General features: G+C 45.5%; 19 protein-coding genes. 11 read left to right on the top strand and 8 right to left on the bottom strand.

Translation table 11 applies throughout. The annotated features are described in order from the left end of the window. Positions 1–130: 130 nt before the first annotated feature. The 4 genes from JMA39_RS13570 to JMA39_RS13555 all read left to right on the top strand — a co-directional run bounded on the left by JMA39_RS13570 (position 131) and on the right by JMA39_RS13555 (position 6,862). The gene (locus JMA39_RS13570; protein WP_202722406.1) at positions 131–3,412 is read left to right on the top strand and encodes a S41 family peptidase; all 3,282 of its coding nucleotides are present in this window, start codon (positions 131–133) and stop codon (positions 3,410–3,412) included. Between the two features lie 320 nt (positions 3,413–3,732). Then, positions 3,733–4,875 (top strand): HlyD family secretion protein, encoded by a 1,143-nt coding sequence (locus JMA39_RS13565; RefSeq protein ID WP_237732828.1) that lies wholly within the window; start codon positions 3,733–3,735, stop codon positions 4,873–4,875. Beyond that, positions 4,865–5,938 carry a DUF2955 domain-containing protein gene (locus JMA39_RS13560; RefSeq protein WP_202722404.1) on the top strand — a complete coding sequence of 358 codons (1,074 nt, stop codon included), beginning with the start codon at positions 4,865–4,867 and terminating at the stop codon, positions 5,936–5,938. The genes JMA39_RS13565 and JMA39_RS13560 overlap by 11 nt, the downstream gene beginning before the upstream one ends. A gap of 339 nt (positions 5,939–6,277) precedes the next feature. Beyond that, positions 6,278–6,862: a lipid-binding SYLF domain-containing protein gene (locus JMA39_RS13555; protein ID WP_202722403.1), complete on the top strand. Its 585-nt coding sequence runs from the start codon at positions 6,278–6,280 to the stop codon at positions 6,860–6,862. 140 nt (positions 6,863–7,002) lie between these two features. Here JMA39_RS13555 and JMA39_RS13550 read toward each other — a convergent pair whose 3' ends face one another. The 5 genes from JMA39_RS13550 to JMA39_RS13530 form a co-directional block, all read right to left on the bottom strand. Next, positions 7,003–7,449, bottom strand: a complete 447-nt coding sequence (locus tag JMA39_RS13550; RefSeq protein WP_202722402.1) for an OsmC family protein — start codon at positions 7,447–7,449, stop codon at positions 7,003–7,005. Between the two features lie 271 nt (positions 7,450–7,720). Next, positions 7,721–8,197 carry a hypothetical protein gene (locus JMA39_RS13545; RefSeq protein WP_202722401.1) on the bottom strand — a complete coding sequence of 159 codons (477 nt, stop codon included), beginning with the start codon at positions 8,195–8,197 and terminating at the stop codon, positions 7,721–7,723. A gap of 262 nt (positions 8,198–8,459) precedes the next feature. Continuing rightward, entirely contained in the window at positions 8,460–8,786 is a 327-nt protein-coding gene (locus JMA39_RS13540; RefSeq protein ID WP_202722400.1) for a DUF3325 domain-containing protein, read from the bottom strand. Positions 8,787–8,789: 3 nt separating this feature from the next. Continuing rightward, positions 8,790–10,433, bottom strand: coding sequence for a PepSY-associated TM helix domain-containing protein (locus JMA39_RS13535; protein WP_202722399.1), 1,644 nt, complete (start codon positions 10,431–10,433; stop codon positions 8,790–8,792). 3 nt (positions 10,434–10,436) lie between these two features. Continuing rightward, positions 10,437–10,736, bottom strand: a complete 300-nt coding sequence (locus JMA39_RS13530; protein ID WP_202722398.1) for a hypothetical protein — start codon at positions 10,734–10,736, stop codon at positions 10,437–10,439. A 598-nt stretch (positions 10,737–11,334) separates the two neighbouring features. Here JMA39_RS13530 and hpf point away from each other — a divergent pair. Next, positions 11,335–11,691, top strand: coding sequence for a ribosome hibernation-promoting factor, HPF/YfiA family (gene hpf, locus JMA39_RS13525; protein WP_202722397.1), 357 nt, complete (start codon positions 11,335–11,337; stop codon positions 11,689–11,691). A gap of 188 nt (positions 11,692–11,879) precedes the next feature. On the opposite strand, the gene JMA39_RS13520 is transcribed toward hpf, so the two are convergent. Then, the gene (locus JMA39_RS13520; RefSeq protein ID WP_202722396.1) at positions 11,880–13,808 is read right to left on the bottom strand and encodes a monovalent cation:proton antiporter-2 (CPA2) family protein; all 1,929 of its coding nucleotides are present in this window, start codon (positions 13,806–13,808) and stop codon (positions 11,880–11,882) included. 2 nt (positions 13,809–13,810) lie between these two features. Continuing rightward, on the bottom strand, positions 13,811–14,431 hold the full coding sequence (locus JMA39_RS13515; RefSeq protein ID WP_202722395.1) for an NAD(P)H-dependent oxidoreductase: 621 nt from the start codon (positions 14,429–14,431) through the stop codon (positions 13,811–13,813). Positions 14,432–14,839: 408 nt separating this feature from the next. Between JMA39_RS13515 and JMA39_RS13510 the strand changes: the two genes are divergently transcribed. The 6 genes from JMA39_RS13510 (at position 14,840) to JMA39_RS21315 (ending at position 21,801) form a co-directional block, all read left to right on the top strand. After that, positions 14,840–16,051 (top strand): NnrS family protein, encoded by a 1,212-nt coding sequence (locus JMA39_RS13510; RefSeq protein WP_202722394.1) that lies wholly within the window; start codon positions 14,840–14,842, stop codon positions 16,049–16,051. A gap of 91 nt (positions 16,052–16,142) precedes the next feature. Then, positions 16,143–17,552, top strand: coding sequence for an ammonia-forming cytochrome c nitrite reductase subunit c552 (locus JMA39_RS13505; protein WP_202722393.1), 1,410 nt, complete (start codon positions 16,143–16,145; stop codon positions 17,550–17,552). Positions 17,553–17,774: 222 nt separating this feature from the next. After that, entirely contained in the window at positions 17,775–18,263 is a 489-nt protein-coding gene (locus JMA39_RS13500; RefSeq protein ID WP_202722392.1) for a hypothetical protein, read from the top strand. 42 nt (positions 18,264–18,305) lie between these two features. Further along, positions 18,306–19,361: an AraC family transcriptional regulator gene (locus JMA39_RS13495; protein WP_202722391.1), complete on the top strand. Its 1,056-nt coding sequence runs from the start codon at positions 18,306–18,308 to the stop codon at positions 19,359–19,361. A 127-nt stretch (positions 19,362–19,488) separates the two neighbouring features. Further along, positions 19,489–21,501 carry an alkyl/aryl-sulfatase gene (locus JMA39_RS13490; RefSeq protein WP_202722390.1) on the top strand — a complete coding sequence of 671 codons (2,013 nt, stop codon included), beginning with the start codon at positions 19,489–19,491 and terminating at the stop codon, positions 21,499–21,501. Positions 21,502–21,672: 171 nt separating this feature from the next. After that, on the top strand, positions 21,673–21,801 hold the full coding sequence (locus JMA39_RS21315) for a hypothetical protein (protein WP_269154447.1): 129 nt from the start codon (positions 21,673–21,675) through the stop codon (positions 21,799–21,801). 217 nt (positions 21,802–22,018) lie between these two features. Here the strand turns inward: JMA39_RS21315 and JMA39_RS13485 are convergent, their stop codons facing one another. After that, complete coding sequence (locus tag JMA39_RS13485) at positions 22,019–22,273, bottom strand: hypothetical protein (protein ID WP_202722389.1); 255 nt, start codon at positions 22,271–22,273, stop codon at positions 22,019–22,021. Positions 22,274–23,191: the final 918 nt, after the last annotated feature.

Raw genomic sequence — 23,191 nt, 5'->3', positions numbered from 1 at the left:
GCTTAACTTTACTCAGAGAGATAAACACATTCGCTAATACTTATTTGGTAGTATTTTGCTGCTGTATTATGAAAAGTTTGCTACCTTGTTGCCTCAATTAAGAACAAAAACAATAGGATTGGTAGAACAGATGAAACTCCGTCATTCTCTTGCGTGCTGTATGCTTGCCCTCGGCACGATTAGTATCTCTCCCGCTTTTGCCGCACAATCTGCTGTCAAGCCTGGATACTTTCGTGCGCCAGCATTAAACCAGCAAACCTTGGTATTTACCGCCGAAGGCGATCTCTGGACGCAATCTTTAGCAGACGATAAAGCGATGCGTCTAACAAGCTTACCCGCGCAGGAGTTAGGAGCGACCATCTCCCCCGATGGTAAATTTGTGGCTTATACTGCCAATTACGAAGGCTCGACCGAGGTTTACGTTATTCCTATCGCTGGTGGTCAAGCAAAGAGGGTGAGCTTTGAAAATAGTCGTGTGCGAGTCCAAGGTTGGACTGCCGATGGTAAGGTGCTTTATTCAACTGATAATGCTTTCGGCCCTGCTAACTATTGGGTATTAAGAACGGTCGATCCGGCAAGCTTGATAACAAACGATCTCCCCTTAGCGGATGCGATTGAAGGTGCGATCGATGAGCAAGGTGAGTACCTCTACTTTACACGATTTGGACTACAGACAACCGGTGATAATGCCAAGGTTTATCGCGGCGGCGCTAAAGGTGAGTTGTGGAAATTTAAATTAGGTAGTGAGCAAGAGGCGATATCGCTGACTCAGGCTCACCGAGGCTCTGTTAGACAGCCTATGCTATGGCAGTCGCGCCTCTACTTTATTAGTGACAGTGATGGTAATGACAACATCTGGTCGATGGCGACTGACGGCAGTGATATTAAGCAGCACACTCATTATAAAGAGTGGCAAGTTCGTGCGGCTCGTTTGAATCAAGGCCGTATCGTGTTTCAGCAAGGTGCGGATATCAAGTTGTTCGATATCGCGTCAGGCCAAGATCAGACTCTCGATATTGAGCTCGTCTCTGACTTTGCTCAAAAGCGGGAGCATTGGGTCAAAGAGCCGATGAAGTATGCTACCTCGACACTGTTAGCCCCTCAAGGCGATAAAGTGGTGATCACCGCTCGCAGTCATGTGGCGATAGCGGGCACGGATGGCCAACGTTTAGTTGAAATTGCATTGCCGAAGCATAGTCGAGTTCGCAGCGCGGTAATGAGCCAAGATGGCGCTTGGGTCTATGGTATAAGCGATGCCTCTGGTGAACAGGAGCTATGGCAATTTGCTGCCGATGGTAGTGATAACGCTAAGCAATTGACTAAAGATGGCAAAAGCCTAAGGCTTAATCTGCATCTGTCCCCCGATGGCCGCTACCTTGCCCATGACGACTACGATGGCAACGTTTGGTTATTCGATCTTAAAAAGGGCAGTAATAAAAAAATTATCACCCAAGGCGAAGGCCTCGGTCCCTATGCGGATATCGTCTGGTCTGCAGACAGCCATTTTATCGCTTTAACCAAGGCTGAGATGGGAAAGGCTAGGCCACAAATCGTGCTGTACTCGCTAAAGAAGAATCGCGCTGAATCATTAACGAGTGATAAATATGAGTCTTTCTCCCCTAGCTTTAGCGCCGATGGTGATTGGTTATACTTCCTGTCTAATCGAGAGTTTGTCTCCACTCCTAGCTCACCATGGGGAGATAGAAACTTAGGTCCGATGTTTGATAAGCGCACGCAAGTATTCGCAATTGCGCTAAATGAAGATGCACGCTTTGCCTTTCAAAAGCCCAATGAACTGCTATCTGAGCCACAGAAGAATGGCGATGAGACTGAAACAGAGGTCGAGTGGGATGGCCTACCGAGTCGGTTATGGCAAGTGCCTATTGCTGCAGGTAACTATGACTCGCTGCAGATGGCAAAAGATAAGTTCTATCTACTGGATACATCAAGCAGTGGTAAGTCGACACTGAAAGTGGTTAAGTTCGATGCGCTCAGCCCTAAGGTTGAGACGTTCTCTAAAGATGTTGGCGAGTATCAATTGTCTCAAGATGGCAAAAAATTGTTTATCCGTAAGCAGTCTAAGCAGGGCAGTGAAATGCTGATTGTCGATGCGGGTGATAAGCTACCTAAAGAGCTTAACCATGCCCAAGTGCAAACTAATCTATGGCAACTCGCCATCGAGCCCGCGGCAGAGTGGCAGCAGATGTTTGAAGATGCATGGTTAATGCATAGAGACTCCTTCTATGACAAGAGCATGCGTGGTTTAGACTGGCAAGCCACTAAGGCTAAGTATCAGCCTTTGGTTAATAGACTCACAGACCGTCATGAACTCAACGATATCTTTATGCAGATGATGGGGGAGCTCGACTCTCTGCACTCTCAGGTACGTGGTGGCGATAGCCCTAAAGATCTTAGTAAAGCCAAATCTGCAAGCTTAGGGGCACGACTGGAGCAAACTAAAGCGGGCGTTGTGATTGAGCATATCTATCTGGGCGATCCCGAATTACCCGCACAAGCTGCGCCATTGATGCAGATGGGGGTTAACGCAAAAGTGGGTGATGTGATTGTGGCTATCAATGGCAAGAAGCTAAGCAATATTGCCGATGTGACAAGGCTTTTACGTAACCAAGATGGAAAGCAGGTATTGCTAACGCTTAAGCGTGGCAGTAAGGCTCACCAGACCATAGTTAAACCAGTTACGGCATCTAAAAACGCCAAGCTCCGATATATTGACTGGGTGCGTCATAATAGCGATGAGGTGGCTAAAAATAGTGACGGCAAGATAGGTTATCTGCATCTGTATGCTATGGGCAGCGGTGATATCGCCAGTTTTGCCCGAGAGTTTTACGCTAATGTCGATAAGGATGGTTTGATTATTGATGTGCGCCGCAATCGTGGTGGCAATATTGATAGCTGGATCATCGAAAAGCTACTGCGCCGAACTTGGGCATTCTGGGCACCGACCCATGGCACGCCATCGGGTAACATGCAGCAGACCTTTAGAGGCCAGCTGGTGGTGTTGACCGACCAGCTGACTTACTCAGACGGCGAGACCTTCTCGGCAGGAGTTAAGGCGCTTGGCATCGCGCCTTTAATTGGTAAGCAAACAGCAGGTGCAGGAGTGTGGTTATCTGGTCGCAACTCACTAACGGACAAAGGTATGGCCAGAGTTGCCGAGTACCCGCAATATGCGATGGACGGCAGTTGGATCATCGAAGGGCGCGGTGTGAGCCCTGACATTGAGGTCGATAACTTACCCTATGCAACATTTACTGGCCATGATGCGCAGTTGAATAAAGCGATTAGCTACTTAAAGGATGCTCTGCAAGCGCAACCTGTTCAGGAGTTAATGCCAAAGCCGATGCCGGCCAAGGGCATGGCTGAAGACGTTCATAAGGCATTTAAAATATAAGTTAAACTGATCTCTATTATATTGAAATCAGTGTAGCTTCATTGTATGGGCGTTATTAGTCATTAGGCTACTAACGCCCATTTTCTTATTTATGCTGTCAACCTTGTTAATGTTCACTCATCATTATTAGTCTATTCTCTTAAGTGCTTTTGTTGATAAAAGGTTTGCTAAATATGTCAATAAAAGTATTGAATGTTAACTGTTTAAGGCACTAAACTGACTAAAAATAGTTCAATGATAGTGTGTTTATCGACACTAATATTGAACGCTTGTACTAATGGCAATTCGGTACAGGCTTATCGGCGACTAAAGGGATGAGTATGACGGAAGAAAAGGGTGTGAGCTCGAGTGAAGCAGCTAGTAGCGAGCAGAGTAAAGAGGCCGAGCAGACTGAAAACAAGAAAAACACAAAAATTCGCAAAGCGACCAATATCATCTTAATCGTAGTCAGCTTTTTATTTGTGTTTCACCTTATCGCAGATAGATTTATTCCCTCAACCGATCTTGGCCGTATTCGCGGCTATGTCGTCCCTATTAGCCCTCAAGTATCCGGTGAGATAATCGATATCTTGGTGGAGCCGAACACCCTCATAGAGCAGGGGGATGTACTTGCCAAAATTAACCCACAAGATTATGAAATCGCGCTGCATCAAGCAGAACAATCACTCAAGAAAGCTGGACAGAATGTCGGTGCCCAGACCGCCAATGTCGCAGCCGCTCAGGCAAAAGTCACCAATGCTCAAGCAAACCTGAAAAATGCACAAGTTCAGTCTAAGCGTATTTTTGCTATGGTCGACAGAGCCGTGATGTCACAGGCCGATGCCGATAATGCTAGAGCCGAATTGACTAAGGCTGAAGCGGGCGTCGCGAGTGCCAAAGCCGATCTTGCGAAGGCGCAGGAGCGTTTAGGGGCTGAAGGGGAGAATAATACTAATGTTAAGTCTGCCCTATTAAGCTTAGAGAAAGCGCAGCTGGACTTAGCTCGTACATCAATCACAGCACCAACTGATGGGGTAGCGTCAAACTTCAGGCTAAAAGAGGGTATATACGCCAGTGCAGGGCAGCCTGTGATGACCTTTATCTCCTCGGAAGATGTGTGGATTGAGGCTTACTTTAGAGAAAACAGCTTAGGCAATATGAAGCCAGGCGATGACGTTGAGTTTGCCCTCGATTATGCACCTGGAAAGGTCTTTAAGGCTAAGGTTGGCAGTATTGATTACGGCATTGACTGGGGCCAGAGCGAACAAACAGGCAAATTGGCACAGGTATCGGGTCAAACTGGCTGGTTACGTCAATCTCAGCGCTTCCCCGTTACTATTGTACTGCCTGCCGATGAAGCTGTAGGGCTAAGGCGTGTCGGTGGCCAAGCCGATGTGATTGTCTACACCAGCGACAACAGTATCATCAATTTATTTGGTAAGTTCTGGATCCGCATAGTGAGCTGGTTCTCCTATGTCAGATAGCAAACGAGCTGATAGTTCACTTTCTGCTTCTAATGCAGCAGAAGATGTAACACAAGAGACGATTTATACTCGTAGGGTACTGCGCTTCACCCTTGGAATTGGTCTCGCGGTTGCCGTGTCTGCTATTTGGGCTTGGCCGCTTGCGTTTATTGTACCTGTGTTTGTGGCGAAGTTTTTGGTTGATAGGCAAGAGCCCACAATGCAGACTGTGTATGAGCTGCTTATCTCTATGATCTGTACCATCGGCTTAGCTTGGTTGGTGAGCTTTGGTCCGACTCATTATCCTATGGTGCTGCTGCCATTGCTCGCCATGATGATGTTGTGGGGCTACTACCTGTTTAGCGACCCTAAATGGAACTTCTTCGCCACTATTTTCATTGTGGCAACGCTGTTACTGCCTTATTTGAGTTTACTGCAACCGGGAGCCGCGATATTAGTTGGCGTGGGCTTAAGTTTTTCAGGTGTCGTCGCTGTGGTTATCTTTGCGTTACTTCACGCCTTGTTACCTGATCTCTCACCTAAAAAAGAGCAATTAGCGGATGCTCAACAGAGCCATGATGAGCGAACTCATGAGGCATTTCGCGCATTAATCATCGCTTTTCCTGTGATCTGTTTTTTCTACTTCTTAGAGATCTCAGGCGCGCTGTTGACCATGATCTTCATCGCGATCCTGTCTTTGCAGGCAGCTGGAGCAAAAAGCGTAAAGGTGAGTCTGTTTCTGCTGGTCACCAATGGTATTGGTGGCGCCTTAGCGGTCGTGTTTTATAACTTACTCACCATAGTACCTGAGGTCCAATTTTATATCGGCATGTCGATGTTAGCGGCTTTGTTCTTTGGACAGAAGATCTACGCCGACCCAGCTAAAGCGCCTTTGTATGCCGGTATTTTATCGGCACTATTGGTGGTTGTCGGTTCTACGGCATCGTCAACGGATAAAGATGTTGCAGTGAATTTTTATCTTAGGATCTTACAGCTATTTTTAGTGGGCGTTTATATGATTTTTGCCTCTTTCTTTTTAGAGTCCAGAGATTGGAAGTTTCTAAAAAAGCGCAATAGCTTATAAAGCAAAGCCGTGGGGTAACCCCTTTTTATAGGTAAAAAACAACTCGTTTAATAATGATGTCACCAGATGGCAATCAATAGGTCGTGATAAGCAATAACATGGAGGCCATTACTTACAGTATGAGGCTGTCGATAACTAGGTTGTTTATAAACAATCTTGATTAATTGACTATGCGCCTCAGAGATAAAGCTTGATAAAGGATTGGTTAAGCAACATTGTGATATATAACTGAATCAATAACTTGGTTCATATGCTATATGTTTAATGGCGCGAAATATTAATGAATAGCTGTGACAGAGAGTGCATTGGCACTCATTATTTATCGATAAGGATGAAACTATGTTTCGACTAAGCAAACTAAAACTAGCAGCAGTAGCCCTACCTGTACTACTTGTGGGTTGTGCGACAGGTGATACCCCTGAAGCTAAGAAAATGCATGCTAGAGAAGAGACTCAGGCTGCACTACAGGAGATCTATACGGAGCATCCTGCAGCTAGAACTGCAGTGGCTAACTCCGTAGGTTATGTGGTGTGTACAGGCAGTAATAGTTATCTGTTTGCCTTATCGACGGGTGGCGGGATCTGTGTACTACACGAAGGTAGCAAGCTCTCTTATTATCGTTTCGCAACTGGCGGTGTCGGCGCGGGAATTGGCTGGAAGCAGATGGCGTTTGTACAAGCCTTTACTCAGCGTGATGCATTGACTCGTTTTAAAGAGTCGGGGTATGAAGGTCAAGCGCAAGCAGAGGCGAGTGCCGAATATGAGGGCAGCGGCGAGCAAGCTTCGGCAAACCAGTCGGTTGATGTGTCTGGTGTGAAGACTTATCAAGTGAACTTGATGGGCGCTGCAGCTCAAGCCACTGTACAAGGATACAAGTACTGGGAAACCGATTTTACCGATGACTTCGTAGAAAATGACGGTTAGCACATAAGTTATCTCAATAAAAAAGCTAGGTTATAACCTAGCTTTTTTATATTTGAACTAGCCTCATTCGCAGATGTGCTTGACGCTTCTCTGAGAGATACCCATTACATTTAATATGAACTACTTAATGAAAAGTAGATTTAGTATTTAATTTCAAACTGAGTTTCAGGGCTTAAGCTATTAGCGATAAAGCAGTTGCTGTGGGATTTTTCGTGGATCTTAGTAAGCACTTCTTGCTCAACTTCTGTGGCGAACTCGATCTCCGGACGTAGGACTATCTTACTCACAAAGATTTTGCCCGCCTCATTCTTGCCGAGTTCTGCATAAGCATTATCTTGATAAGAGATGATGGGGAGGCGTTTTAAGTGTGCAATTGTCAGAAAGGTTAGCATGTGGCAGGAGCTTAGCGCTGCGAGTAGACTTTCCTCTGGGTTAACATTGGCCGCATTGCCACTGTATTCTGGTGCAGATGAGGCTTGGATCTGCTGACCGCTACCAAAACTAATCTGGTGGTCACGGCAAAAGTTTTGGGGATCGGTAATAGGCTCCTCAGAGGCGCTCCAACTGAGGTTGATATTAAAAGTCATACTGTTAACTCTTCTAATAGATGAATATGCAAATACATGGCTAATGACTAGGGGGGAAGTGGTTTAAGCTAACTCTTTAAGTCAATACGTTGCAACTGCAAATAACTAAAGCGGAGTGTACTCTTAGAAAGGAGGCTGCAGCTTGATTTTAATCAACTGCATGAGTTTACTTTGGGGTGTTCTTTGGGGAATAGCTGCTTAGTGACATAGCGAATTCCAGCTCTGCTTATGCTTATCGTCCACTTAAGTTGTTATAAAATATCTGAAATTACTAGGTGTTGTTGCTTTCTTGGTTAGTCTCTACATAAGTTTGCATACTTGCTATCTGCTGTTGCTGAGCCTTAGCGTTCAGTGTTGCAGCGCGAGCATCGTCATTGTTTGATAGGTAGTAAACCGTTGCAGGGGAGACGTTATTGTCACGGCCTGTGGCAATATTCGCCATGTCAGCATAGATCTGGTACTGCATCTTCGCTTTTTTAAATTCTACGTAACCTTCAATCTTTTCCCCTTCGTTAGGTCGCTTTGGCTGTGCAGGGAGCGTTTGTGAAGGATTGGATTCAAGGGCTTGGTTACATAGCGCAATAGACTTGGCACTAAGGGTGACGGTATCGGTTTGCAACACTGCAGCATTGTTTGGTTTGGGCGCTTGCTGCCTGTGTGGTGAACTTGGACTGACTTGTGCTTGGCTATTTGAAACAAGGCCATTTGAAACAAGGGGATTTGATATCGGCGGATTTGAATCAAGCATGAAGTCTCCAAGTCAGTCTTTTATGAGGTTCACCTTAGCGCTTACTTGCTGTATGTAAGCTGAATCATGTAATTTTTGTTAGGTTCATTAAGGGTATAGAGAGTGAAAAAAGCCTTTCGCACTAACTTAACAGTAACGCAAAAGGCTTTTTGATGATGTGGCTTTGAGAACCCAGAACCGCTTATTTAGCTGTTCTGTGGTTAACGCTAATCAGATTGGCAATATGCTTACTGACTATGTTTTAGTGAACGTCCAGTTATCGTTAATTTAATCCGATCAAAATAGAGCTAAATAGGGTACTCAATGCCATAGAGTACGGTAAGAACTTAGCTCGATAGCTCAGCATTAGAATGACCAATAGCCCTGCAAAAGAGAGTAAACCAAAGAATAAAATGCTGCCGTAAGCGGCGCCGAGGTTTGCTATACATCCCCAATAAGTGCCTGCGATGGCTAGCCAACCGGCGATATATAACACTTTAGCCTGTACAGGGCTTGGTGCGCTGCCAAAAGTGTCCCGATAGTGGGAGAACATGGCTAGAGCTAGTAACCCAAATGCGAGGTAGCTAAATCCTAAAAGACTTATGATCACCGCTTATATTCCTTCTTTTGTCGCTGATGAGGCATCGACATTAACTTGACAGCTTTTAGTGGCTGTACGTACTTTTCTTTTTGGTGTGACAGCTTGTTTGGTAACTAGTTTCCTACGAGCGAAAAAGAGCGACATCCCGATAAATACACACATTAGATCAAAGCCCACTAATGGCCATTGGCTTTGAGTTATATTGCTTAATAGGTGACTGCTGGAGGTCAGCGCATTTAAAACTGGGATTGCGACTAAACTTGTTGCCGTTACTGTTATGACAAGGCGCCAAGCGGCTAGTGTTCGGTTTATACAGGCTAATAGTGCCACACAGGCGAGGGCGATAAAGAAAGTATTCACTTCCCATTGTGCACGGTTAACCATATCCACAGGTAATAGTCTGTTAGCATAAAAGAAAGCGGCTGTCGCAAGTGGTAGACCTGTAATAAATGTCAGGTTGAGCCCCTCTACTAGGCGTAAACCAAGGCTCGCTTTAGCGCCTTGCTTGATCTGCTTTTGCTGTTTCTGGCGAATTTTCACCGCCCAGAGCAATGTCCCTGTTGTGATCATGGCGCAGCCTAAGAGTCCGCAGATGAAAAACAGTGCACGCAGTATTGGCTCGGCAAAGCGTCCAGTATGCAGGGCGATAAGCGTGTCGTGGGTATTACGCACACCTGAGTCAGGTTCTATACCTGGGCTGAGTAATTCGCCGTTGGTGCCATTAAAGATAATCGCAGTTCTTCTATCGGTAACGGCTTCACCAGTCTCTTTGTAAAAGTTAACTCGGCTGTTTTGATCGCTTGGGTTATTGATTACCACTTGTTTTAGCTGTGCCTCCCCCCAGATGCTCTTAACTTGGGGAAGTAATGCGATCAGAGATACAGTTTGTGCCTCAACGCCTATAGGCTTTACGAGTACTCTACTCGGCCTAAGCTCCTTACTAAACGCCTTAAAATCACCATCGTAGGCAGTGAACACGCTCCATGGCATATACATCACCATCAGTGTTACAAGGCCTGTGTAGGTGATCATTAGATGATAAGGCAGGGCTATTACCGAGCTTACGTTATGGGCGTCTAGCCATGAGCGACTGCCTTTGTTACGTCTAAAACTGAAGAAGTCCTTGAAGATCCGTTTATGAATAACGATGCCACTGATCAGCGCTACAAGCATAAACATGGTACAGAAACCAATAATCCAGCGTGCAGCTTTTGCCGGCATGTAATGGAGGTCGAAATGCAGACGATAGAAGAAGTGCCCACCTTTAGACTCACGCACCTCACTGATTAACTTATCACCTTCAATTGGCGCGATATGTTCAATAAACTTACCGCGACGTTGCCCCTCTTCTGGCTGTGTTTGCCAGCCGTAGCTCATATAGGGTTTACGATCTGTAGGGAAGTTGACTCGCCAGTCACGTGCATCGGGGGCATGTTCAGTTAAATAGTGTTGAGCACGCTCAAGTTCATTAGCAACTTGGCTAGCATCATATGGCTGGATCACGTTTTTATGGAGTTCAGGTTTACTCCATAGCGTTATTTCATAACGGTAGTAACTCAGGGTACCCGCGAAAAATACCAGCAATAATACCCAGCAAACGAGCAAGCCAACCCAGGTGTGCAGCCAAGTCATGCTGCGAAAAAATGTCTCTTTCATTGTTTAACCTATCGCTACAACAAGCAGATAAAAAAGGCCACTAAGTAAAAGTAGGTCGCTCAATGCGCGCCAATGGTTGCGTACACTAAATGCCCATATCCCAGCTGTAGCGTAAACTGCAAACGATAGCATCATTGCCGTTAATACATTGTCTATCGCCGAGAAGGGAAGGGTTACGGCAAGCAAACCTGATACTGTGGCGGCTAAAAGGTAACCTGCAAAAATAGCGGAAAATACGCGAAAGCCTATCTTTAGTCTGTTTGAGTCCAGTGTTTTAGGTAAGGTTATTTTTGTTGTTTGCACTTCTAGGTACACCTAATTTAACTTGTAAGTTTGAAGCAGCTAAAAAGATAACGGCATTCTACATTAAAAAATGCAATTGAGAACTGTTTTCATTCGTGTTTAGTTGTTTGGATAACAAACTGCGATATAGCTCTCAAATGTGTTGTTTACTCAAGGAGTGCTAGGGAAGTAAGGATTGCTTAAATCTGAGTGATTTTCATCCTGGTGAATGTAATGATTTTTGCTTGTAAGTGTCTGATTAGAAGTAGACATCAAAATAAAATTAAATTTATTTGAGCAAAGAGTGATAAAAATCAAGCTAAAGCAAATTTTTTTGTCTAAATTAGTAGAGGAACAACGAGATTAGATTGCTGTTTACTAATGCACCGTATCCTTATGAATGCCACTATTAGCTTATGTTTTAACCATGGTTAAGTGTTTGCTTGATTAAAACTATTAATATAACAAAATATGTCTTTCCCCTATACAGACTGGGCTGCAGCGATTTTTAAGAATGATTTCCTCAAGTTTTTGTATAAATTATTTTTAATAAAGCTTGTAATTTAAAGCGAAAGCCTCAAATGTAATAGGTAAGAAGTCATTGTAAAAAGGAAAACCTATGAAAATAAATCTTTCTGGTCACCACGTTGATGTTACAGACGTAGTAAGACAGCATGTCCAAGAGAAGTTTTCGAAGATAGAGAGTCATTTTCCAACCCTGATCGCCCTAGATATTATCATTTCTAAAGAGCATGGCGAATTCCAGGTTGAAATTAGAACCAATTATGAAGGAAGCCGTATTTCCGCGTCTGGTAATGATCCCGTTATGTATCCAGCGATTACCAACGCAGCCAAAAAACTCGATGCGGCACTAAAGCATCGTAAAGGCCAACTGAAGGCAGACTTACATGCCAAGCCAGTTGTGACGACACCTGAGATTGCACATGAGAAAGTTCAAGAGATGAACTTAGTCTAATCTCCAAAGCTAAAATTTTTGTCACCAGACATATAGATATAAGCCCTCGTTACCAAGCGGTAACGAGGGCTTTTTTTGAATGAAAGATTTCTAATTACTGTTTCCTATAACCTGCTGTTTGAGATTGCAGATGTTCGGCTTTAAAACGGCATAGTTTGATAGCTATGCCGTTGCAATGACTCGCAACGCTAATCGCTTTCCGCCTTGGAAAACTCGGTATGATTTTCCTTGGGTGGCGGGGTCCAACTTCGCTCCGCTTTCGAGTAGCTACGATAGCGCTCATCTTTCATTGCCGCACTCAGAGTTTCTTCAAGCTGAATAAACATGTCACGGTAATGCACTAGGTATTTATCGTCTTCAGTAAACTGTTTCCATGCTTCATATAGGGTGTCTTTATGGGTTGTTTCTGTCTCATAAAAGGTTGCCCGCTGCTGCTCTGCCTTGAACGGATGTACACCTAATCTTATCAGCGCATGCTTTCCTAGATTGAGCGCCGAATGGAAGGTTTCACTTACCATAAAATCAGCTCCAGCATTACGTAGGCGATAGAGGTGTCTTCGGTCAAATGCACGTGCCATCACAATCACATGGGGGTGGGTATGCTTGATATATTCGACTAAGGCTACGGCGCGCTCAGGGTTATCGATCGCCACCACTAACATCTTAGCCTGCTCAATACCTGCGGTATGGAGTAGATCCGGTTGGGTGGCATCACCGTAATAGCTCTTAGTGTTAATTTTCCTTAGGTTTTCGATCTGCTGAACTTCATGGTCAAGAACCACGGTTTTCACGCCATTGGTTACCAACAGACGGTTAACTATCTGTCCAAAACGGCCCACCCCGGCAATAATCACCGTGCCTTTTTCATCGATATCATCAGGCTCGCGAGTATTTTCTGTTTTTTCATATCGAGGTAATATCACCTTATCAAACAGGATAAATAGCCCTGGAGTGAGGAACATGGAGATGGCTACAACCAGTGACAGCAACTGCGCGAGTTCGGTGCTGATAACATGGTTTTGCACGGTATAGCTAAGTAGTACAAAGCCAAATTCACCGGCTTGCGCTAGGCTCAAGGCAAATAGCCAGCGGTCACTGCCCCTGATCTTAAATATAAAGGCCAGTGCCAGTAATACTAAGGCTTTGATCAGAATAATCCCTGCGGTCATCGCCATTACAGGGCCAATATTGCTGATAAGCACATCAAAGTTTATGCCTGCGCCCACTGTGATAAAAAATAGCCCGAGTAATAGCCCCTTGAATGGTTCGATATTGGACTCAAGTTCATGCCTAAACTCACTGTTAGCGAGCACAACGCCCGCAAGGAAGGTGCCTAGTGCTGGAGACAGGCCGACAAGGCTCATAAGCGCAGCAATGCCGATAACGAGCATCAGTGCCGTAGCGGTGAAGATTTCTCTCAGCCCTGAGCTGGCAACATAGCGAAATAGCGGGCGACTTAAGTAATGGCCGCCAACCACAACGCTGGCAATAGCCATCAAGACCACAATACCGTAAGCCCAGCCCGGCAGTCCCGCTACTAACGACAGCTCCTCATGGTGCTCGGCTGCACTACTGGCAACAGATTGCGCTTTTTCAACTAATTCAGGCAGAGCCAGCAAAGGAATAAACGCCAGCATTGGGATCACGGCGATATCTTGAAACAGCAGCACCGAGAAGGCATTTTTCCCTCCCTCTGTCTTGGTTAAGTTTTTCTCATTAAAGGTCTGCAATACGATTGCGGTCGACGATAGCGAAAAAATCATCCCCACTGTCAGGGCAATAGTCCAGCCGTAGTCGAAACTTAGGGCGATGCCCATCACGACTAAGGTAGATAGACCCACCTGCAGGCCACCTAAGCCGATAAGCTTATTACGCATATCCCACAGCATTCTAGGCTCAAGTTCGAGGCCTACGAGAAATAGCATCATCACCACACCAAATTCAGCAAAGTGCTGCAAAGTGTTGGTTTCAGCGCCCACAAGACCAATAATCGGTCCTATCACAACCCCCGCCATTAAGTAGCCCAGCACTGAACCCAGACCGAGTCGTTTGGCGATGGGCACCGCAATTACGGCTGCGCATAAATAGATAAAAGCTTGAATAAAGTAAGCTGTCATAATTAGTGATCCTGGATCAGCTGGTCAAGGTGGCCATTGAGTTTTTCGAGTGATTGCGCCAGTTCGATATCCAACCTGTCTTCACTGAGTGCTCGGAGTGTTCTCACCCACTTTTGAACATGAGTGTCCACACGATTCTCTTCGGAGGCGCTTCGGGCGCAAAATAGCGCAAAGGGAGCTAAGAAGCTCATGCCTGTTAAGTTGGCCATCTGCTCAAGGGGCCGTAGTAGCTCTCTTAAAGTGAAGTGATTATAGCCATCATGTTGGTAAGCAGACTCACTGCCTCCGGCGCTAAGGGCGCACAGAAAGGTCTTTCCGCATAGGGTTTTACCCTTAGTCCCGTAAGCGAAGTTGTACTCTAAAACGAGATCTTGCCACTCCTTTAAAATGGCAGGAGTGGAGTACCAATACAGTGGAAACATAAAGACCACGATGTCGTGGTCTCTGAGCCTTTGTTGTTCTTTGTCTATGTTGATCCTAAAGGTGGGATATTCACCATAGAGATCAACCGCGGTCACGTTTGGCTGTAATTGGGTCGCTTTAAATAGAGGGGTATTGATTTCGGAGCGTTCTTGGGAGGGATGTGCATAGAGCACGAGGATTTTTTTTGCAGCGAGTGTCATTTTTCATCCAGCCAGTTGACATAACAGATTACTATTTAATCTAGCATAGACAGCAAGATGCGCTAACTGTTTTTGGGAATTTAGATGGCTTGGTTTTACTAGCCATGACAGACTTATATACACCACTTGAGTTAGAATTCTTCTAGATTTATCCAGTGCCATCTGGGACAGGGGGAACGAGGCGGACTAACCCAATCTAGCATGATTGTTTGCACTTAGTGCCAGTAGATGTATGCTGTTATCAGAAGAACCTACTCAAAAAGATATAGTTTTAAAACAGTTAGATAGCTACATGAGTCACAGAAGCTATAATCAGAGCAGATAGTGATTGTTATCGCGAGTGGGCGCAGATAAACTAGCGTAAAGTTAAAGCTGTATTTAAGATGTTTGTTTTGTTGGGGTAAAATTATGCTAAATATTGACGATCCTGCTGCAAGTGAAAAAATCCCCGCTATTTTTCGCTTAGGGTTCAGGCCTTTCTTCTTAGGCGGTGCAAGTGTTGCTATGCTCTTCGTGCCTTTATGGTTACTCACCTGGTTCTATCCTCAATACAGTTTATTCCAGACTGACTTTTGGGTAAAAGTCGTTCCGCTGTGGTGGCATCCCCATGAGATGTTATTTGGCTTTGCGCTGGCAATCGTCTGTGGCTTTTTGCTCACGGCGGTTCAAAACTGGACGAACCAGCCAGGTATGAAAGGCTGGGCCTTGGCGCTGACGTTTGCTTGCTGGTTATTGGCTAGATTGACCCTATTGCTGCCAGTGTCTATTCCGCTGTGGCTACCCGCGCTGCTGGACTCGTTATTTTTAGGCTTGACTGCCATTAAGCTTTGGCGCTGCATCTATAAGGTTAAGCAGTGGCACAATATCGGCTTTCCCATCATGTTATTTGTGGCGATGCTGATTAATCTTTTAAGCTATTACGCCTTGAGTGAGAGAGACTTTTCTCTGAGTCAGCAAATTTGGCAGTCGATGTTATGGTGGTTAGGGCTGCTGATCACTATAGTCGGTGGACGTGTTATTCCCTTCTTTACCGCCATTCGCATAAAGGAGACTAAACCTGAGCCTATCGCACTGCTTGATAGAAGCTTAATCGTTATTATGGTGGCCTTAGTTGTGCAGGCGATTACTCAGGTGATGCCTAAAGAGGTGGAGCAAGGGTTACTGTACCTTGCTGGTGGATTACATTTGCTGCGTTGGTCGCGGTGGCACCCTCTTAAGACACTAAAAGAGCCGATGCTTTGGTCGCTGCAAGTCTCATATTTGCTGTTACCAATAACATTATTAGCTATGGCTTGGAGCATTGATGATGCCATGGCCTATCGCCATCTATTGCACCTGTTCGCCATAGGCTCGTTAGCCGGGATATGCTTATCAATGATCTCCAGAGTTTCCCTTGGCCATACGAGTCGCAATATTTATGAAGGCCCTAATATGGCGTTAGCCTTTGCTTGTCTACCAATAGCGGCAATATTACGCGCTGTGATGCCGATTGTCGCACCAGAGCAGTACCAATTATGGTTATGGCTCGCGGGGGGATTTTGGTCGTTAGCTTTTGCTATGTTTGTATTCAATTACGCCTCGATACTTTCTAAACCGCGTATCGACGGTAGACCTGGATAGGTTTCATGCTTAAACGAAAAATTGATTGATAAGAAAACGGGTTGATAAGAAATAGCTCAGTAAAAAGAACATAAGGTTGATAGAGAAATAAATGACAGTAAAAAATCTGATAAAAATTGCCGGGTCGATATCTTTAGCCTTGCTAATGCCGATAACGAGTGTGCAAGCAGAGGAAAACGCCAATGCACAGACTGCAGGCGCCCAAGCGCAGCAGCAACGCGATAAAGCGCTAAGGGCTAAGTTTCCAGTGCAGTATGAGAGCTGGCAGGAGACCTCAGAGCAAGCCGAGCGTGAAGATATGCTTGCCAGTTACCCTGCGGCCATTATTTTATGGGCAGGTTCGTCATTTGCAAAAGAGTACAACAGTCCTCGTGGTCACCACTTTGCAGTAGCTGATGTGACCCACACGTTACGTACAGGTGTGCCGCCAGCTGCGGGAGAAAAGGGGTTATCGGCCAGTTGCTGGACCTGTAAGACCCCAGATGCTACAAGGCTGATGAAAGAGCTAGGTGTAGAGGGCTTCTCTGGGAAGAACTTTACCGACCTAGGGACGGAGATAAACAGTGTCGTGTACTGCACCGACTGTCATGTGGATGGTAAGGCGGAGCTGGCTTTACCGCGCCCTCACGCCCAAGATGCGATGGCCAAAGTGCACCTACCTTTCGATAAGCAAGACGCCAGTATGCAAGGCGCGCAGGTTTGTGGTCAGTGCCATGTGACTTACTACTTCCAGCCGGAACGCAGTGATAAGGTCAATATCCCTTGGATCTTTGGTAACAATGTTGACGATATCGAGAAGTACTATGATACCCGTCGTTTCTACGAGTGGATCCACCCTATCTCGAAAACCCCGATCCTAAAGGCGCGTCACCCTGAGTTTGAACATTGGGTGAAAAGCGAACATGCCGAGGCAGGAGTAACCTGTATTACTTGCCACATGCCTGAAGAGACAGACGATAAAGGCAATACTTTTACCAGCCACAAGGTGAGCAAAGCGCTGGATCATTTTGATTCGGTTTGCCAAAACTGCCATAAGAGCGAAAAAACCATTATCAAGTCTCTTGAAAACAGTAAGGCGGCAATTGATGCCAAGGCTCGAGAAGTAGAAGGCTTGTTAGTTAAAGCTCATTACGAGGCCGCTGCGGCGTGGAAGGCGGGCGCTACTTGGCCATTGATGAATGATGCCATTATGGCTATTCGTCACTCACAGTGGCGCTGGGACTTTGCCATGGCGTCCCATGGTTTATATGCTCACAACCCGAAAGAGGGCCATGCACTGCTCGATATGTCGATTAAACAGGTTAACTATGCTCGAGAATCGTTAGCCGAAATCTTGAAGATGTTCGCTGTGACTAAGGTTGATTATCCTGATATTAGCAGTAAAGAGTCAGCCCAAGCCGCTGTCGGAATTAAGCTTGATAAGCTGACTGAAGATAAGCAGCAGTTTATTAAACAAGAGGTCGATAAGAACTGGTCAGAAGTGACTCGTTACGGTTACTAATCGCTTTATTAACATGACTTAAGTTCGTGACTCGTTTTAAAGGCTCAAAGGATCTCCTTTGAGCCTTTTTTATCATCACCATTCCTAGATAACAGCTACAGATAACAGCTACAGATGACAGCTACAGATGACAGCTATCTATTAAAGCTGATAATCTGTATTAAATTTATACAGGCGTAGAGGTGCAGTTCAAATAACTGCCGCTAACGACAAGGACATTGTATGCGCAACCTGTTGATTTTGGTGTTACCGGTTTGCTTTTTCAGTCTCTTTTTATCAGCGCCTAGCTTTGCTTTAGATCATTTGAGCGAGGCGGAGCTTAAGCAGAAAGGACTGGAGTTTGTTGCGGCGAAGAATGCTAGGCAGAGGCTCGATAGTAGCGTTGAGGATATCGAGTATTATCTTAGCCTATTATCAGAGAGTTTTATCGATGAATATGTCCACTATAAGGTGACTTTTTCTGCCGACAAAACCAAGTTACGTGCCCGCTTGATTGAGAAAATGAAACTGCAAAGCTTAGAAAATCAGGTGCAGCTACAGCAGATGATGGTCGGGCCTAACCTCGTAGTATTAAAGCTGCTAGAAAAAGGCAAAATTAAACCCGCAGGTCAAAGTCAGGCATTGGATATCGATCGCCTCAGCGTGATTAGCTTAGAGTTTAATCAAAATGGGCTTATCAGTCATATCCGTCGTCATGGTGAGTCGTTGTGATCTTGATTTTTCCCCCTTTACTTTTACGGCTGGGCGGCTAGTTTGAGCTCGGCTAACATAGATCCAGCTAACTTGAGCTCAACTAGCTACACCACGATTGCGGCTTGGTCCCTGGCGATTGCAAGAGCATTAAGTGTTAGTAAAATAGATCCTAAGGCGTTATTTGAGCAAGTTGGATTAGATCTTGATGCATTGCAGGCCCAGCCAGGGGAGAGAGTCGAAATCGATAAAATGACTCGGCTTTGGCAAGCGGCTGAGCAGGCGTCAGCATCGGATGCCTTTGGTCTAACCGTTGGTCAGTATGCTTTCCCTATGCACTTTCACTCTTTGGGAAAACTTTTGATGAGTAGCGACTCATTAGCGCAAGCCTTTGAAGCACTTCCCGATTATTCAGCCTTAGTGAGTAACAGCGGTCAGATCCGCTTGCAACGTACGCCACAATGGCTTGGGTTTACAATTAGCCCTCTAAAAGGGGTCGAGATCAGCGAATTAGCAATCGATGCTTTCTTTAGTAGTTTGATGCAGCAGGGTAAGCAGATGGTTGGCCATCGACACTTTGTGCGCAGGGTTGAATTAATGCGTAGTGCGCCTAAATCAAATCAAGCATGGCAAGACTGTTTTGGCTGCCCTGTGGTGATGAATGCAACTGACAACTGTATGTGGATGGACAGAAGTGTGCTGGAGCGGACTGCGCTGACCAAAAATCCTCAATTGGCCGAGTCCAATGAACTGGCCGTGCGCCAATATCTGCTTGATATGCAGGCATTGAGTTGGCGGCAGAAAACCAGTCAAGGGATCCATGCGGCCTTGCTTAACCAAGAGCCTACGGCGGCGAAAATCGCTCAGATGTACAATATTAGCGAACGTAGTTTAGGTCGCTACCTACAACATGAAGGGACTGGTTTTAGAGAGCTACTCAAACTTAAGCGCCAAGAGCTGGCGCTGCATTATCTCATTAACACCGATATGCCCATTAGCTTACTGTCCGACACTTTGGGCTATAGCAACCTGAGTAATTTCACTCGATCTTTCCGTTCTTGGCAGGGATGCAGTCCTTCACTGTACCGTGAAAAGCATCGTGAACAGTTCTGTTCGTAAAAACCACTAGAGTTCAACTAATGAGATTTGCCAAAAATTTAGGGGGATAGTTGGCGAAAAATGATAACCGCCATGTTGCGTTAATGTAATAGCTTGTCCGTATGGATTAACCAACGGATCTGGTCATATGCTAACAATAACGACAAAACAGGCTTTGCAACCCTATCTGCTTGCGGGATTAACGACACTTTTACTGGCTGGCTGCCAACCTGAGTTTAAGGCGTCGGCCAATTATAAAGACAAGCCTGATAGCGCAGGTTTCACTGCCGCGAGCTCCCACACGATAGAAGCTAATCAACGGCTATTATCTCAGCTTCCTTTCGATGATATTGAGGACTTTGATGATGCCAAGCGCGGCTTTATCGCGAGAATGCCAGAATTGAAGGTATTCGATGCAAACGGCAGCATTGTCTGGGATAGAAGCGCTTATGATTTTATTGAGGGGGATGCGCCAGTCAGTGTCAATCCAAGCCTTTGGCGCCAAGCGAGCCTTAATAATATTGATGGCTTATTTGAAGTGACAAAGGGTGTCTATCAGCTACGTGGCTTTGATTTGGCCAATATGACAGTGATAGAGGGCGATAGCGGTTGGATAATTGTTGACCCACTTACCACAGCCGAAACGGCAAAGGTTGCCTTTGATTTTCTCAATAAGAGATTAGGAGCAAGGCCTATCTCTGCCATCGTTTTCACCCACAGCCATATGGATCACTTTGGCGGCGCACTCGGTTTGTTTCCAGAGGGGGAGACCCCCACTGAGGAGGTCGATATCATCGCCCCTGCAGGCTTTATGCATGAGGCGACTAGCGAGAACGTGATGGCTGGTACTGCCATGAGTCGCCGCGCCATGTATATGTATGGTAAACAGTTACCGCGATCAAAGCGGGGACATATCGATTCGGGCCTAGGTAAAGAACCTGCATTTGGTCAATTTGGGATCTTGAATCCGACCTTGATAGTCGAGCAAGACACTGAGATGACAATAGATGGCGTGCCATTCGAGTTCCAAATCGTGTCAGGCTCAGAAGCGCCAGCAGAATTTACCTTCTATCTGCCTGAGCAGCAAGCTTATTGCGGCGCCGAGTTAGTCTCGAAGAATATGCACAATCTCTATACCTTGCGAGGCGCGAAGGTGAGAGATGCTTTGACTTGGAGCCGGGCTATCGATGAGGCGCTAACGGCCCAGCGAGATACCAAAGTCTATTTTGGTAGCCACCATTGGCCCATTTGGGGGCAAGAGAGAGTCAATGAGTTCTTGGAGAAGCAGCGTGACACCTATAAATATATTCACGACCAAGCTGTGCGAATGCTCAATGCAGGTCTGACGCCGGAAGAAATTGCCGAGCAGATCCAGATGCCACCTGCGCTATCTAACACATTTGCATCGCGCGGCTATTACGGAACGGCCAAGCACAATGCCAAGGCAGTGTATCAAGCCTATCTAGGTTGGTATGACGCCAACCCCGTTAACTTAGACCCGCTGCCGGCCACGGCCACAGCTATTAAATATGTAGAGCTCATGGGGGGCGCAGATAAGGTTATGGCGGCAACGCAAGTGGCCGTGGACTCTGGGGAGTACCGCTGGGCTGCTGAGCTGATTAATCATCTGGTGGTTAGCGATGATGATAACGATAAGGCAAAAGCCTTGCTGGCAAGGATCTATGATCAGTTAGGCTATCAAGCCGAATCGGCGCCATGGCGAGATGTATACCTCACTGCAGCCTATGAGCTGCGACACGGCAGTCCTGAGGTGGGGATTGATTTAGCCTCTATGAAACAGATTTTACTGCAATCACCCCTCGATAACTTTATGCAGTCGATGGCAACGCGGGTGATTGGCCCAGAGGTTTTTGGTGAGGAGTTTGAGCTTAATATTAACTTTATCGATCTCGATAAAAACTACGTATTAAGCCTTAAAAATGCAGTGCTACACCATAAGCTTGCACCTAAGTCCGCTAGTGCTAACGCAACGCTTAACATCAGCCATGAGCTGTTTGTCGATCTCATCATAGGCAAAGCCGGAGTGAAGGAGGTGTTGTTTTCGGATGAACTTGAGATTGACGGAAGCAAGTTGGCTCTGGTCAGCTTCTTCTCTTCGCTCGATAAGCCAAAAGGGGTGTTTAATATTGTCACCCCCTAGTTTGTCACATAATAGTTATAGCTATGATGATTGGGCGTCATAGCGGGCGCCCTAGTATTGGAGTCCTCGATGGTATTTACGCTAAGAGTTGTCTTGCAACAAAAGTGGTTCCAATGGCCTGCGGCCGGTGCAGTATATGGATGTGCAAATGTCGTGTTCACAAGGATGTGAATGAACGACCGTATGTGCAGACACTGCCGTGACACGCAGCAAGTCCATCCTTGGAAGCTCGGCCATGACGTCCATGTCATGGACGGTCACGGCCGTATCTGCACTAGGTTAGAGCAGCACAACCTTTAAAATTTAGAGTTATGACTATAGCCCTAGCTCGTTTTTGGGCAAAAGCTTGTTAGAGTTAAAGCTCTTAAAGTTATGACTCTTATTAGGGAAAGTATGGCAATCAGGTATGTGGTAACGCCCTAATAATGGGCAAATTTCAGTTGGTTAAAATACGCGACGAAGGAGCAAAAACCAACTGTAATTTGTCCTTATTTATTAGCTTGTTATAAGCCACATGCTACTTATATGGATAATCAGGATCGTCTGTCGTACCAACAACTGCATGCTTTTCTATCATTTCAGCTTTCTCAGCTGTGAAGTTTGAAACATCAATTAACTCACTCACTGACTTTGCTAAATCTTTATTAAGTAAGGTTATTGCATCAATCTGAACTTGAAACTCATCACTAGCTTTTTTATGATATTTATGTGCAATTGACCAAGATATTACGGCGCCAATAATTGCACCTACAATCATTAATATAACTTCCATATTTTTATTAAACTCCCAAATTTAAGTGGCTTATAACATTTTAATATGACGCTCGCGCGTTTTGTCGATGATTGCTGGAAAAGCGCGCACTGCATTATTCAATAAAACTCAAATAATAACAATGCATTAAACGTCATTATTAATAATTGTATCCAATACGCCTTTGGTAAAAGTGCGCTCGCGCACTTTGCTTGCCTGTTATCCCTGATAAATGATCATGCACACTTACATCTTTATGGTTTTTCACCATTATTTCTACATAACCCAACGGCAAAACGCGCATTACACCGGACAAAGTAAGCAATAAAGCCCTAGCCATTACGATATAACCGTGCAAAAACACAGTTCATCTAAGCTTGATTGAAAACCACTATGACCTAATAAGTACACCAATTATCCAGTGCAGATACGGCTGAAGCCATCGAAAACAGGGATGTTTTCGTTGAGCCTACACGGACGTACTTGAGGCGTGCTTCAGCAGTGTCCGCACATACCCCGCTGGAGGCGATTGATAACCATGAAGTGACAATTCAGATCTCGCTACTTGGTAACACCAATTCAAGAGTAAATGTAATGAGCCTTCATTCGAAGGCTAACCAACTTTGGGGCATTTCCGTGTTAGGCATCAAACACGCCAATCTAAATGAGCACGCCAATTATTCAGTGTCTGCACATACGCCGTTCCTTCACATCTGACCCATAGGGATATGGGAAATGTCATTATGATGTAGGGAACATCATTGACCATGTGATCACGACATTCGGACATCCTGTCCAGCACTCGCTGGAGGCGATTGATAGCCATGAAGTAACAAGTTCAAACTGGCCACTTGGTAGCACCAACAAAAAATGTAATCAGCTTCATTCGAAGCTAAAAAAGCCACCCTGAGGTGGCTTTTGGGGACTGAAAAAGGCTAG

The sequence above is a fragment of the Shewanella schlegeliana genome, from assembly GCF_016765635.1.
GTDB classification, from domain to species: domain Bacteria; phylum Pseudomonadota; class Gammaproteobacteria; order Enterobacterales; family Shewanellaceae; genus Shewanella; species Shewanella schlegeliana.
The sequence above is the reverse complement of the archived record's forward strand: the minus strand, read 5'-3'. Positions and strand labels throughout refer to the sequence as shown.

Excerpts from the sequence above, each read along its gene's own strand:
- JMA39_RS13570 (WP_202722406.1), top strand. The coding sequence starts at position 131 with ATGAAACTCCGTCATTCTCTTGCGTGCTGTATGCTTGCCCTCGGCACG.
- JMA39_RS13565 (WP_237732828.1), top strand. The coding sequence starts at position 3,733 with ATGACGGAAGAAAAGGGTGTGAGCTCGAGTGAAGCAGCTAGTAGCGAG.
- JMA39_RS13560 (WP_202722404.1), top strand. The coding sequence starts at position 4,865 with ATGTCAGATAGCAAACGAGCTGATAGTTCACTTTCTGCTTCTAATGCA.
- JMA39_RS13555 (WP_202722403.1), top strand. The coding sequence starts at position 6,278 with ATGTTTCGACTAAGCAAACTAAAACTAGCAGCAGTAGCCCTACCTGTA.
- JMA39_RS13550 (WP_202722402.1), bottom strand. The coding sequence starts at position 7,449 with ATGACTTTTAATATCAACCTCAGTTGGAGCGCCTCTGAGGAGCCTATT.
- JMA39_RS13545 (WP_202722401.1), bottom strand. The coding sequence starts at position 8,197 with ATGCTTGATTCAAATCCGCCGATATCAAATCCCCTTGTTTCAAATGGC.
- JMA39_RS13535 (WP_202722399.1), bottom strand. The coding sequence starts at position 10,433 with ATGAAAGAGACATTTTTTCGCAGCATGACTTGGCTGCACACCTGGGTT.
- hpf (WP_202722397.1), top strand. The coding sequence starts at position 11,335 with ATGAAAATAAATCTTTCTGGTCACCACGTTGATGTTACAGACGTAGTA.
- JMA39_RS13520 (WP_202722396.1), bottom strand. The coding sequence starts at position 13,808 with ATGACAGCTTACTTTATTCAAGCTTTTATCTATTTATGCGCAGCCGTA.
- JMA39_RS13515 (WP_202722395.1), bottom strand. The coding sequence starts at position 14,431 with ATGACACTCGCTGCAAAAAAAATCCTCGTGCTCTATGCACATCCCTCC.
- JMA39_RS13510 (WP_202722394.1), top strand. The coding sequence starts at position 14,840 with ATGCTAAATATTGACGATCCTGCTGCAAGTGAAAAAATCCCCGCTATT.
- JMA39_RS13505 (WP_202722393.1), top strand. The coding sequence starts at position 16,143 with ATGACAGTAAAAAATCTGATAAAAATTGCCGGGTCGATATCTTTAGCC.
- JMA39_RS13500 (WP_202722392.1), top strand. The coding sequence starts at position 17,775 with ATGCGCAACCTGTTGATTTTGGTGTTACCGGTTTGCTTTTTCAGTCTC.
- JMA39_RS13490 (WP_202722390.1), top strand. The coding sequence starts at position 19,489 with ATGCTAACAATAACGACAAAACAGGCTTTGCAACCCTATCTGCTTGCG.
- JMA39_RS21315 (WP_269154447.1), top strand. The coding sequence starts at position 21,673 with ATGAACGACCGTATGTGCAGACACTGCCGTGACACGCAGCAAGTCCAT.
- JMA39_RS13485 (WP_202722389.1), bottom strand. The coding sequence starts at position 22,273 with ATGGAAGTTATATTAATGATTGTAGGTGCAATTATTGGCGCCGTAATA.